The sequence below is a fragment of the Niabella digestorum genome, assembly GCF_036409055.1.
Taxonomy (GTDB): domain Bacteria; phylum Bacteroidota; class Bacteroidia; order Chitinophagales; family Chitinophagaceae; genus Niabella; species Niabella composti.
In genome coordinates this window covers 502744-515300 of the sequence record NZ_JAZGLY010000001.1, presented here as the reverse complement: position 1 = coordinate 515300, position 12557 = coordinate 502744, and the positions used below count along the sequence as shown (strand labels likewise).

The window sequence follows — 12557 nt, the reverse complement described above, 5'->3', positions numbered from 1 at the left end:
TAAATTATGCAATATGAGCTTTATCATTTCAAAACCTAAAAATTTCTTCGTGGCTACTTTTAATTTGCTCAAGACCGCAGGAAAGGGTTTTATTGAAGATAAGGTTCCTAAATTAAGTGCCTCACTGGCATACTGTACTATTATTTCATTAGCACCATTACTAACGATCATTATTGCATCAGCAAGTATTATCTACCGAAAAGAGATTGTTGAAGGTAAAGTTTACGACATAGTAGCTCAGTTCACTACGCCCGAAACTGCAGCGCAAATACAAACCGCAGTAATGAATGCCAGTCTTAGTGGTAAAACTACCATGGCACTCACAATAGGTATTATATCCCTGCTTATAGGAGCAACAGCTGTATTTTTGGAAATACAAGATAGTATTAACACAATATGGAAAGTAAAGGCCAAACCACGCAATGGATTGTTGAATTTCCTTTTCAATAGGCTAAAATCTTTTTCTCTGATTATATCCTTAGGATTTTTGTTATTGGTTTCCTTAACTATCAATAGCATATTAGGGAGCTTGCAAACCCGCTTTCAAGAGTTAATACCCATTAACTCAGGGTGGCTATTTTTTATATTGAATAACGTCATCACATTTGTAGTTATTACTTTACTTTTCGCGATAATTTTTAAAGTACTTCCGGACGTTATTATTAAATGGAAACCGGCTCTAGTAGGCGCAGCTTTTACTACAGTACTATTTGCAATAGGGAAATTGCTGATAGACCTGTACATTACAAAAGCGAAGCCGGGAGCCATATTCGGAACGGCCGGTACGCTTATCATCATTCTCGCATGGGTGTATTACACCTCTTTTATACTGTATTTTGGAGCCGAATTTACGCGAGCCTATGCCGAAAAATTTAGCGACAGAATTAAACCTTCTAAATATGCCGTACATCTAAAAGTACAGATAGAAGAAGAGCCTATTACTGAACTTCCGACACAACATACCGAAGAAAAACAAGCATAATATTTCAACTATAAGTATGTTGCATTTATTAGGCACTATGGTAGACTTCTGACAAAAATCATTTTTTCACCTAACCTAAGTCACCCGGTAGAAAACATATCCACTGCACCTTTGCCCGAGCCAAGTATGGCTATCAGCAATGGGAGTAGTCATCAACCATACAACATGTTATCACTGCGGTGAATCTTGTCCGGATACTGATATACGTATTGAAGAAAAAAAATTCTGCTGCGAAGGTTGTAGGATGGTCTACGAATTACTGAGTGCAAACAACCTTTGCAGCTATTACAAGCTTAACGAAAATCCAGGCGTTACACAAAACCGTCCTGTAAGTCCTAACAAGTTTGCATTCTTAGACCGCGCCGACATTGCTGAAAGACTCATACGTTTTTCGGACAATAAACAGACACAGGTCATCTTCTATCTCCCACAAATGCACTGCAGTAGCTGTCTGTGGTTGCTTGAGAACATTCATAAGATTAACCCTGGTATTCTTTCTTCCAGAGTCAATTTCGCACGCAAGGAGGTATTTATTATATTCGACAACAAGGCCACAACACTTAAAAAGGTAGCAGAAACATTAACCTCCATCGGGTACGAACCCCATATTAGCCTTGCCGGCAACCACGATGCAACGAAGAAAAACACCGATAACTCTCGGATTTATAAGATAGGGGTTGCAGGCTTTTGCTTTGCCAACATTATGATGTTTTCCCTTCCTGAATATTTTGGGCTGGGACAACAGTCAGAGCAAGAGATAGGATTGGCTTTCAAAATCCTCATTCTATTGTTTTCTTTACCTGTGTTGTTCTACTGTGCTTCAGAGTTTTTTACTTCCGCATGGAAAGGCCTTCGGCATCGCTTTTTAAATATCGATGTACCTGTTGCTACAGCTATTTTAATCACTTTTCTGCGCAGCATATTTGAAATATTACAAGATACCGGGAATGGTTATTTCGACAGTATGAGCGGCATTGTATTCTTCATGCTGGTAGGCCGCACTTTGCAAGATAAAACCTATCAAGCTATATCGTTTGACCGAGATTACAGATCCTTCTTTCCAATTGCGGTAAATGTTGTAAAAGACAGCTCCATCACACCAACACTTGTTCAGGATCTAAAAGTAAACGATGTTATACAAATTCATGCACAAGAGTTAATCCCAGTGGATGCGATCCTTTCAAAAGGCAATGCCAAAATTGATTACAGTTTCGTTACAGGAGAAAGCCTGCCTGTGCAGAAAAATATTGGAGAACTGGTGTACGCTGGCGGGCGCCAAACTGAAGGTTGTATCGAGCTAATTGTTGCCAAAACCGTATCTCAAAGTTACCTTACAGACCTCTGGAACAAAGCTGTATTCCGGGAAGAAAAACAATCAAAAAACTTATTCATTCACCAGATAAGCACATGGTTTACGATAATTGTACTAACACTGGGCATCAGCGCACTCCTTTATTGGCATCTGAAAGGCCAACCAACATTAGGTTGGAATGCCATTACCACTGTATTAATTGTCGCTTGTCCATGTACATTGGTATTAAGCGCATCCTTCGCTAACGGTAATTTGCTGAGAATATTTAGTAAAAATCAGCTTTATTTACGTCATCCCGATGTAATCGAGCAGCTACAAAAAGTTAATCACATTGTATTTGATAAAACAGGAACACTTACCGACAGTAAACATACTTGTAAAGTGTCTTATGAAGGTCACCTGCTATCACCTCAATTGGAACAAGAAATTGCGGCACTGCTTCGACAATCCATCCATCCGTTGGGAGTAGCCGTAGTGCAGACAATCGAGGATCGATTACAACATGCAATCGATATGCTTCCAATTGAAGTAGCCAATTTTAAATTATATGAAGGGGAAGGCATTGAAGGTTGGGTAAACGAAAAACACATCAAAGCAGGCTCTGCAAAATTTGTAAACATCAATTCAAAGCATGAAGAAAGCAGTGTAGTTTATATTGCTATTGATGGAAAAGTTTACGGTAAATACCTTATAAGCAATAATTATCGGAACGGAGTAAGAATGCTAGTTCAACAACTCAAAAAAAACTATACTCTTTCTCTTCTTTCCGGAGATAATGATAGCGAGAAAAGTACGCTGCAGACATTCTTCGGTCTAGATAGTCACCTCCTCTTTAATATGTCCCCTAAAGCAAAACTTACTTACATAGAAAATCTACAAAAATCCCAATCGGAATACGTGATGATGATTGGCGATGGCTTGAACGATGCTGGTGCACTCAAGCAAAGTAATGTAGGCATAGCTATCACCGATGATGATAACAAATTTACTCCAGCCTCCGACGGTATTCTGCATGCATCAAAGCTGAACAAGCTACCGGCCCTGCTTTCCTTAGCACAAAAGAATAGATTCATTATTCTATTTGGCTTTATGCTTTCATTTATATACAACGTAATTGGACTATCGTATGCATTAAGCGGCACCCTATCACCTGTGATATCAGCTATCTTAATGCCACTAAGCTCACTCACCATCATCCTTACATGCTATTTCCTTACTCGATACTTGGCATGGAAAAAAGGATTATGATATGATACGGATAACAGTATGATAAAAATCATTAGTACGGATGACCTAGGGCATTATAAAAAAATCAGTTCTGTTAAATATTTGTGTTGTTATGATGGTGATTATCCTACTCCTGATTATAAGCATCTGTATCTCTGGAGGATTCCTTATCGCCTTTCTATGGAGTGTAAAGGATGGACAGTACGATGATAATTACGCTGCGGCAAACAGGATATTATTTGATCAAACAAAAAATAAAGATTAATGCAAGTGGAGAAATTTCGTTACGACAACCGCATTCCTAAGCTTTTCTTGATTGCCACTATATTTTGGGGTGCTGTAGGCATGCTCGCTGGTCTTTTGATAGCTTTTCAATTAGCATTTCCTGCTTTGAACTTTGACTTACCCTTCACCACATTCGGAAGGGTTAGGCCGGTACATACTAATGCAGTGATTTTTGCATTCGTAGGTAATGGAATTTTTACAGCTGTGTATTACTCTTTGCCCCGCTTGCTTAAAACGCCCATGTGGAGCAATACATTGAGCAAAATACATTTTTGGGGCTGGCAGCTCATCATTGCTGTGGGTGCCACCACTCTTCTTTTAGGATATACTACAGCAAAGGAATATGCCGAACTAGAATGGCCACTCGATATTGCCATTACAGTAATATGGGTTGTGTTTGGCATCAACATGTTTGGTACCATATTCACCAGAAGAGAGCGTCACTTGTATGTTGCAATCTGGTTTTATATAGCCTCTTGGGTAACGGTAGCCATGCTACATATCGTCAATTCATTTGAACTACCGGTATCGCTCTTAAAAAGTTACTCGTGGTACGCAGGGGTGCAAGACGCCTTGGTACAATGGTGGTATGGACATAATGCCGTTGCATTTTTCTTAACTACCCCCTATTTAGGACTGATGTACTATTTCCTACCCAAAGCTGCTGAGCGCCCTATATATTCTTACAGATTAAGTATTGTTCATTTTTGGAGCCTGATCTTTATATATATCTGGGCAGGTCCACACCACTTGTTATATACGGCACTTCCGGAGTGGGCCCAGTCCTTAGGCACCGCATTTTCGGTAATGCTTTTACTTCCCAGCTGGGGTGGTATGTTAAATGGTCTGTTTACGCTGCGTGGTGCATGGGACAAAGTGCGTGAGGATCCAGTATTGAAATTCTTCGTGGTTGCAGTTACCTGCTACGGTATGAGCACTTTTGAAGGTCCCATGCTTTCTTTAAAAAATGTAAATGCTATTTCACATTACAGCGATTGGACTGTAGCACACGTACACATAGGCGCTTTAGGCTGGAATGGATTCCTCACATTTGGTATGGCTTATTGGCTGGTTCCACGATTATTCTCCACCAACCTCTATTCTAAGAAGATGGCTGCCCAACACTTCTGGCTAGGTACGCTAGGAATAGTGCTGTACGCTATCCCTATGTACTGGGCGGCATTCCGTTCTTACTTTATGATGTCTGCCTTTACACCCGAAGGGCAGCTGCAGTACCAGTTTATCGATGTAGTACAATCCATGATCCCCTTCTATATTCTTAGGGCGATCGGTGGCTCCATCTATCTTCTAGGCGTGCTACTGATGGTATACAATCTTGTTAAAACTGCTAAGCAAGGCAGCTTCTTAAAATTTGAAGAAGCTGAAGCACCCCGACTGGGAAAAGCATACAAACCACAACCCGGAACCTTCTGGCATGCAGTCATTGAAAGAAAACCCACCTTGCTTTTAATATTGAGTCTGATCGTAGTAGGATTAGGGGGGATATTTGAATTGATCCCTACTTTTCTGGTAAAATCAAATGTTCCCACAATTGCCAGTGTAAAACCCTACACACCGCTTGAGTTACAGGGAAGAGATATTTACATACGTGAAGGCTGTTATAATTGTCACTCACAAATGATTCGCCCGTTCCGGTATGAAGTGACGCGTTATGGAGAATATTCCAAAGCAGGAGAATTTGTGTATGACCACCCGTTTCAGTGGGGCAGTAAACGTACCGGTCCCGATCTGGCTCGCATAGGCGGCAAGTATCCTGATAGCTGGCACTTCAACCATATGCTCGATCCGGAATCCATGGCTCCCGGCTCTGTTATGCCCAAATACCCATGGCTTTTCGAAAACAAGTTAGATATCTCAACTACTAATTCCAAAATACATGCAATGCGAAAGCTGGGTGTACCTTATCCCATAGGTTATGAAAAGGAAGCCAATGAAGAGCTGAAAAAACAGGCAACAGATATAACCAACAATCTTGCAAAAGATAAAATAAAAATAAGTAGTGATAAAGAAATCATCGCTTTGATCGCATACCTGCAACGACTAGGCAAGGACATTAAGGGAGAAGAAAAAGAATCTCTCGCATCAAAATAACGCAATATGAAATTCACGTACTATCTGGAAAAAATAACAGGGGTAAGTATTTATCCCATTATCTCTCTGCTATTGTTTGTAACCTTTTTTATACTAGTTACGCTGTGGGTGTTACGAACAGATAAAAAAACTATTGAGCATGTTGAAAATCTTCCGTTAGACAATGATTAAATCAGTTTTTATGGGGAACCTGAAATTCATATATATTACAATACTCCTATCATTATCTCTTACAACTATACAGGCCCAAGATGCAGCGACTGCTGCAAAAACATCGTTCGGATTTATCAGTTCCAATGATATACTAATAGCATGTGCCGTATTTCTAGGACTTGTAATCATCGGACTAGGAAATGTATTAAAATCAGCCATCAGTTATCATAGACACAGAAAGAAAACTGCCACATCCGAAAGTATTAAAACGCTATTAGTACTGATAGCTCTTGTATGGTGGGGCGTGGCCGCTGCACAGGGAGGCGATACCGAAGCCCCTGTCACCCCCACATATACATTTACAGAAGCTGATTTTTTCAGGGGGGTAATGCTCATCATCATATTGTTGGAAATGATTACCATTTTTCTGTTTGCAAAATGGATTAAATATTTTACCGGCATAAAAGATTATGAGGAATCCTTAGCAGCAGCAAAAGCTCCTACAGAACAAAAATCTAAAACGGCCTTTCAAAGTTTTTGGGAGCGCATTAATAAGTTCCAACCCATAGAACATGAAGCACAAATTGATACGGGACATAGCTATGATGGCATTCGCGAATTGAACAACGTAACACCACCATGGTTTAAAATAGCATTTACTGCCAGTATTGTATTTGCTGTAATCTATCTATGGCGCTATGAAGTATCGGGCAGTGGTTTGAGTCAGATAGAAGAATATGAGCGAGAAGTAGCTATTGCCAGAGCTAAACAGGAAGAATATCTGAAAAAACAAGCCAACAAGGTGGATGAAACCAACGTAACCATGTTGGATGCTGCAGGCATAGCGGCCGGTGCCAAACTTTATGCCACCAACTGCACGGCTTGCCATGGTGACAAAGGTCAAGGAGGTGTGGGGCCGAACCTTACCGACAAATATTGGCTACACGGTGGCAGTCTCAGCGATATTTTCAAAAGCATCAAATATGGCTGGCCTGCACAGGGAATGAAATCTTGGAAAGATGATTTCTCTCCGGTACAAATAGCACAGCTAACTAGTTATATAAAATCCATTCAAAATACGAATCCGCCCGGAGCAAAAGAACCACAGGGAGAAGAATACATTGAAGAAGTTGTGGAAAATAATAATACTTCTGACAACAGATCAACAGGGAATGATAGTAATGAATTGGTAGCGCAATAGACACGACAACAATATGAACGAACCAATATCATCCATACAAGAAGAAACATATAGAGACAGAATCGCTTCGGTCACCGAAAAAGGAAAAAGAAAATGGATATATGCACAACAGCCGACAGGCCGATTTTATAAAGCACGTACTATCCTTGCCTGGTTATATCTGATTGTTTTTTTCACCATGCCGTTTATAAAGGTAAACGGCATGCCTTTCATCATGCTGAACTTCTTTGAAGGCAAATTCATACTGTTTAGTAAAATATTCTGGCCGCAGGATTTTATCATATTCGCGCTGGGCATGATTACTATGGTAATATTTATCGCACTTTTTACTGTAGTGTATGGCCGGCTGTTTTGCGGATGGGTATGCCCACAAACCATTTTTATGGAATTTGTGTTTCGAAAATTAGAATGGTGGATAGAAGGAACCCCAACACAACAGAAAAAACGTGCTCAGCATAAACAATCTTTCGATTTCTTATGGCGTCGCATCATTAAGTACGTACTCTTTTTTGTACTATCCTTTCTCATTGCCAATACTTTTCTCTCCTACATCGTTGGTATTGATGAACTAAAAAACATGATTGCGGCGCCTATTTCTGAAAACTTCGGATTACTAAGCGGTTTGCTGGTATTCACTTTGCTATTTTTCAGTGTGTATGCGTTTGTAAGAGATCTTGTTTGTACTACTGTTTGTCCTTATGGTAGGCTACAAAGTGTACTCTTCGATAAAAATACGATGCTTATTGCTTACGATTACAACCGGGGGGAACCAAGAGGGAAACTAAAAAAGCATACAGAAAATAATTCAAGACCACGAGGAGACTGCGTTGACTGCAAATTATGCGTAAACGTATGCCCTACTGGTATTGACATACGTAACGGTGTTCAGATGGAATGTATAGGATGTACTGCCTGTGCGGATGCATGCGATAGTGTTATGCTAAAATTAAATCGTCCTACAGGATTGATTCGCTATGCATCCGAAAATGAAATCCAACATGGACAAAATTTCCGATTTAGCGGAAAAGTACTAGGATACAGCATTATGCTGTTTTTACTTCTAGCGGCCATGTCGGTAATGATTTTTACACGAAGAAGTATCGACACTTCTATCGCACGGGTAAAAGGGCAACTCTATCAGGAAGTACCAGAAGGCAAACTTAGCAATTTGTACAATGCCAAAATTATTAACAAAACCCACCAACCGATAAAGGTTCATCTCAAATTAAACCATATAGAAGGAGGTGAAATTAAACTGATAGGTATACCTAATATCACTTTAAAACCTGAATCTATTAATGAAATTTTCTTCTTCGTTATTTTACCCGACAGAGCAGTAAAACAGAGGAGTCAGAAAATTAAAATCGATGTATATAGCGAAGAAAACAAATTACAGACTATAAAAACAACATTTCTTGGACCCTTTAGCTAAAACATATGAATTGGGGATTTAAAATATTAGCCGGAATCATTGTATTCATAGCAGGCATGATGACTATGGTAGTTATAGCTCATCAGCAAACCAACGAAATGGTAGATGAAGAATATTATCTGAAGGAACTACAGTATCAGGAGGTCATCAATGCCAAAAACAATTTGGCACAACTTGCAGATACGGTTCAGATAAAAGATAGCCTAAACATGATTTACATTCAATTGCCGCACCAAAGCTTTGAAGCAGGAGCAATCGGCACCATAACGTTTATGCGTCCCGCAGACAAAAGCAAAGACATTAGCATACCTGTGATGGTTGACAAAAACGGAATACAAATAATCAACAAAGAACAGTTATCGCCAGGCATGTATATTGTTACAATAAACTGGCACTGCAGAGAAATCCCTTATTATAAAGAAATGAGGTTCGTCATCAACAATTAAACCATGAGTATCGGAGGAATAATCATCACAGGATTTACTATAGGCCTTCTGGGCAGCTTTCACTGCATAGGCATGTGCGGTCCTATTACCTTAGTGCTTCCGATACAACAACCCACCATATCGAGACGACTCACAGCTGTTGCACTATACAATTTGGGAAGAGCCCTCACCTATGGTGCTATGGGTGCCCTTTTCGGAAGCTTAGGCTATGGATTATTTATGGCCGGATATCAGCAGTTGGTCTCCATCATTTTGGGCGGTGTTATGTTACTGTTTATTGCAGTAAAATACTTTACTCCCTACCCTATTAAAACAAGAAATACATTTCATCAATACATTCAGCAAAAACTAGGCGGCCTACTGAACAGCAAAAACCATGTACCCTATTTATGGATAGGCATGATAAACGGTTTTCTACCCTGCGGCTTAGTGTATATCGCTATAGCATCGGCAATAGCTACAGGGAATGGGCTACATGGAGCCCTTCTGATGTTCATGTTCGGATTGGGCACACTTCCGCTTATGTCCAGCTTTATGATAGTAAGCAAATATCTATCTCACTCTTTTAAAACCAGAATGGTAAAACTTATCCCAGTATTTACAATAATGATAGCTGTGCTGATGATTCTGAGAGGCCTCAACCTTAATATCCCCTTTATTAGTCCGATGGTTAAATCAACGCAAGGAGTAAGCTGCCATTAAAGAGTTTATCTCAAGACGTCTCTCCTTCCATTCTTTTCATTATTGATATTTTTATATAATTTACGCCCCTTTAAAGCGTATATTACTAATGATACAGGGGGTTGCTTCTTCGCCATATAAGAAGAAAAAGTTTTATCAGATACTGTATGTTCAGGTTTTAATAGCCATCGCCATCGGCATATTGCTCGGTTATTTTTACCCATCTCTAGGAGAAAAAATGAAACCGCTGGGTGATGGATTTATAGGATTGATCAAAATGATCATTGCTCCTGTAATCTTTATCACCATTACGGTGGGTATTGCATCGATGAACGACATGAAAAAAATAGGGCGTGTCGCCTCCAAAGCGTTTATCTATTTCATTACCTTTTCTACGCTGGCTCTTATCATTGGCTTGCTAGTAAGCAATATTGTACAACCCGGCAAAGGATTAAATATCAACCCTGCCACACTAGAAGCCTCGGCGATTTCAAAATATGTCGACAAAGCACATGAAAGCTCCCTTATCAACTTTATTCTCGACATCATCCCTAAAACACTCGTAAGCCCGCTTACGGGAGATAATATTCTGCAGATTCTATTAATCGCCATTTTGTTTGGAATATCTATTTCATTAACACTGCCCCATAGCAAGCCTGTACTGGATTTTCTGGAAGCGTTGTCCTATCCTGTGTTCAAAATTGTTGCTATTCTAATGAAACTAGCTCCCATAGGAGCTTTTGGTGCCATGGCCTTTACTATTGGAAAATACGGGATAGAGTCTATTGGCAATCTGCTCATGCTAGTTATTACCTTTTATACAACATCTATTTTCTTTGTTCTGGTTGTGTTGGGAGCTGTAGCAAAATATAACGGGTTTTCCATTTTCAAATTTCTTAAATACATCAAGGATGAACTATTGCTGGTGTTAGGAACCAGCTCTTCAGAGGCTGCCCTGCCCATGCTTATGCAGAAGATGGAGAAAGCAGGATGCCCCAAATCTATCGTAGGGTTGGTAGTGCCTACAGGCTATTCCTTTAATCTGGATGGGACCAATATTTATATGACATTGGCCGCCTTATTCATTGCACAAGCCTGTAATATCGAATTATCCTTAGAAAGTCAGATTGTATTGCTGCTTGTTGCCATGCTTAGCTCCAAAGGAGCTGCTGGAGTAAGTGGTGCGGGTTTCATTACATTAGCAGCGACACTGGCAGTTGTACCCGAAGTGCCTATAGCTGGAATGACTTTAATTTTGGGGATCGATCGTTTCATGAGTGAGTGCCGTGCCCTAACCAACATTACCGGCAATGCGGTAGCAACGATAGTGGTAGCCAATTGGGAGAAACAATTAGATAAGAAGAAACTAGAGGAAGCCCTTAATCAAAGATGATCTGAATTTGATACATCTATATCTAAATAAAAAGCCTGCATACTTATATTGCAGGCCTTTCTTTTATATGCTTTTATAGCGTAGGCTACAGCTTTAATTTATGAATAGCTTCTTCCACGCCTCGTATTTCTGCCAACCCTTTTAATCTACCTATAGCTGAATATCCAGGATAGTTTTTTTTATTCAAGTCGTCCAACATCTGATGGCCGTGATCGGGGCGCATGGGAATGCGGCGCTGTTGCTCCTGCTGTAATTGCGTTACATAATGGATAATCTCGATAAGATTGCCTTTACCTTCAAGGTGGTTTGCTTCGAAGAAATTGCCTTCCTCATCCACCTCGGTACTGCGCAAGTGTAGGAAGTACACCCTATCTCCATATTTTTTTATCATTGCCAGCAGGTCATTATCCCTACGGGCTCCATAGGATCCTGTACAGAAACAGAGCCCTGCACTTTTGGAAGGCACATTTTTAAATAACGCTTCAATATGTGCATCAGTGCTCATGATACGCGGCAATCCCAATATCGGATAGGGAGGATCATCGGGATGAATTGCCAGTTGCACTCCGTACTCTTCGGCTGTAGGCGTAATTTCATTCAGAAAGTCGAATAGATTTTGCTGTAGTTGTTCGGGAGATATTTTTCCGTACTCGTTTAAAAGCGATAACACTTCCTCGGTAGTAAACAGACCATCGGATCCCGGAAGCCCCATTAAACAGGAAACTTTCAGCTTTTCAATTTCATTCAAGCTAAGGCCGTCAAAGAATTTTTTAGCCTTTTTTACGGCAGCTTCGTCGTAATCGTTTTCCGCCCCGGCGCGTTTCAGTATAAAGACATCAAATGCAATGAACTCTTTCCATCCGAAACGCAAACAGAGGGCTCCTGTTTCTGTAGGATAGTCCAGATTGGTTCTTACCCAATCCAGCACCGGCATAAAGTTGTAAGTAACTACACGAATATCATTTTCAGCCAGATTTTTCAGGCTGATTTTGTAGTTCTCGATCCAGGTTTTGTAATTCCCGTCTCTTTTTTTGATATCCTCGTGTACAGGCAAGCTTTCCACCACATCCCAAGTAAGGCCGGCATCTTCAATAATTTTTTTTCTTTTCTGAATTTCTTCTGAAGTCCATACCTCGCCCACGGGAATATGGTGTAGCGCTGTAACAACTCCGGTGGCTCCTGCCTGCAGAATGTCGCTTAGCGAAACAACATCGTTAGGACCATACCAACGCATGGTCTGAATCATCTTATAACTCATAATCTGCTAAAATAATCAAAATAAACATACTCTACATCTTCCCGGGCAACAATAAAAAACAGCCCCATAAAAATG

12 protein-coding genes are annotated in these 12557 nt (G+C 40.2%); 11 read left to right on the top strand and 1 reads right to left on the bottom strand.

What is annotated here, in order from left to right:
• Window positions 1-13: 13 nt before the first annotated feature.
• The 11 genes from V2H41_RS02210 (at window position 14) to V2H41_RS02160 (ending at window position 11224) form a co-directional block, all read left to right on the top strand.
• Window positions 14-982: a YihY/virulence factor BrkB family protein gene (locus V2H41_RS02210; protein WP_330973482.1), complete on the top strand. Its 969-nt coding sequence runs from the start codon at window positions 14-16 to the stop codon at window positions 980-982.
• Between the two features lie 139 nt (window positions 983-1121).
• On the top strand, window positions 1122-3542 hold the full coding sequence (locus V2H41_RS02205; RefSeq protein WP_330973481.1) for a heavy metal translocating P-type ATPase: 2421 nt from the start codon (window positions 1122-1124) through the stop codon (window positions 3540-3542).
• An 18-nt stretch (window positions 3543-3560) separates the two neighbouring features.
• Window positions 3561-3731 (top strand): hypothetical protein, encoded by a 171-nt coding sequence (locus V2H41_RS02200; protein ID WP_330973582.1) that lies wholly within the window; start codon window positions 3561-3563, stop codon window positions 3729-3731.
• Window positions 3691-3786, top strand: coding sequence for a cbb3-type cytochrome oxidase assembly protein CcoS (gene ccoS, locus V2H41_RS02195; RefSeq protein ID WP_330973581.1), 96 nt, complete (start codon window positions 3691-3693; stop codon window positions 3784-3786). The genes V2H41_RS02200 and ccoS overlap by 41 nt, the downstream gene beginning before the upstream one ends.
• Entirely contained in the window at window positions 3786-5918 is a 2133-nt protein-coding gene (ccoN, locus tag V2H41_RS02190; RefSeq protein ID WP_330973480.1) for a cytochrome-c oxidase, cbb3-type subunit I, read from the top strand. Before ccoS ends, ccoN begins: the two co-directional genes overlap by 1 nt.
• Window positions 5919-5924: 6 nt before the next feature.
• Window positions 5925-6089, top strand: a complete 165-nt coding sequence (locus V2H41_RS02185; protein WP_330973479.1) for a CcoQ/FixQ family Cbb3-type cytochrome c oxidase assembly chaperone — start codon at window positions 5925-5927, stop codon at window positions 6087-6089.
• Window positions 6082-7272, top strand: coding sequence for a cbb3-type cytochrome c oxidase N-terminal domain-containing protein (locus V2H41_RS02180; RefSeq protein WP_330973478.1), 1191 nt, complete (start codon window positions 6082-6084; stop codon window positions 7270-7272). The genes V2H41_RS02185 and V2H41_RS02180 overlap by 8 nt, the downstream gene beginning before the upstream one ends.
• A gap of 13 nt (window positions 7273-7285) precedes the next feature.
• Complete coding sequence (gene ccoG / locus V2H41_RS02175) at window positions 7286-8704, top strand: cytochrome c oxidase accessory protein CcoG (protein ID WP_330973477.1); 1419 nt, start codon at window positions 7286-7288, stop codon at window positions 8702-8704.
• A gap of 5 nt (window positions 8705-8709) precedes the next feature.
• Window positions 8710-9150 carry a FixH family protein gene (locus V2H41_RS02170; protein WP_330973476.1) on the top strand — a complete coding sequence of 147 codons (441 nt, stop codon included), beginning with the start codon at window positions 8710-8712 and terminating at the stop codon, window positions 9148-9150.
• 3 nt (window positions 9151-9153) lie between these two features.
• Window positions 9154-9852 carry a sulfite exporter TauE/SafE family protein gene (locus V2H41_RS02165; protein WP_330973475.1) on the top strand — a complete coding sequence of 233 codons (699 nt, stop codon included), beginning with the start codon at window positions 9154-9156 and terminating at the stop codon, window positions 9850-9852.
• Window positions 9853-9940: 88 nt separating this feature from the next.
• Window positions 9941-11224, top strand: coding sequence for a dicarboxylate/amino acid:cation symporter (locus V2H41_RS02160; protein ID WP_330973474.1), 1284 nt, complete (start codon window positions 9941-9943; stop codon window positions 11222-11224).
• A gap of 85 nt (window positions 11225-11309) precedes the next feature.
• Here the strand turns inward: V2H41_RS02160 and uxuA are convergent, their stop codons facing one another.
• Window positions 11310-12482 (bottom strand): mannonate dehydratase, encoded by a 1173-nt coding sequence (gene uxuA / locus V2H41_RS02155; RefSeq protein ID WP_330973473.1) that lies wholly within the window; start codon window positions 12480-12482, stop codon window positions 11310-11312.
• Window positions 12483-12557: the final 75 nt, after the last annotated feature.

Excerpts from the sequence above, each read along its gene's own strand:
- V2H41_RS02210 (WP_330973482.1), top strand. The coding sequence starts at position 14 with ATGAGCTTTATCATTTCAAAACCTAAAAATTTCTTCGTGGCTACTTTT.
- V2H41_RS02205 (WP_330973481.1), top strand. The coding sequence starts at position 1,122 with ATGGGAGTAGTCATCAACCATACAACATGTTATCACTGCGGTGAATCT.
- V2H41_RS02200 (WP_330973582.1), top strand. The coding sequence starts at position 3,561 with ATGATAAAAATCATTAGTACGGATGACCTAGGGCATTATAAAAAAATC.
- ccoN (WP_330973480.1), top strand. The coding sequence starts at position 3,786 with ATGCAAGTGGAGAAATTTCGTTACGACAACCGCATTCCTAAGCTTTTC.
- V2H41_RS02185 (WP_330973479.1), top strand. The coding sequence starts at position 5,925 with ATGAAATTCACGTACTATCTGGAAAAAATAACAGGGGTAAGTATTTAT.
- V2H41_RS02180 (WP_330973478.1), top strand. The coding sequence starts at position 6,082 with ATGATTAAATCAGTTTTTATGGGGAACCTGAAATTCATATATATTACA.
- ccoG (WP_330973477.1), top strand. The coding sequence starts at position 7,286 with ATGAACGAACCAATATCATCCATACAAGAAGAAACATATAGAGACAGA.
- V2H41_RS02170 (WP_330973476.1), top strand. The coding sequence starts at position 8,710 with ATGAATTGGGGATTTAAAATATTAGCCGGAATCATTGTATTCATAGCA.
- V2H41_RS02165 (WP_330973475.1), top strand. The coding sequence starts at position 9,154 with ATGAGTATCGGAGGAATAATCATCACAGGATTTACTATAGGCCTTCTG.
- V2H41_RS02160 (WP_330973474.1), top strand. The coding sequence starts at position 9,941 with ATGATACAGGGGGTTGCTTCTTCGCCATATAAGAAGAAAAAGTTTTAT.
- uxuA (WP_330973473.1), bottom strand. The coding sequence starts at position 12,482 with ATGAGTTATAAGATGATTCAGACCATGCGTTGGTATGGTCCTAACGAT.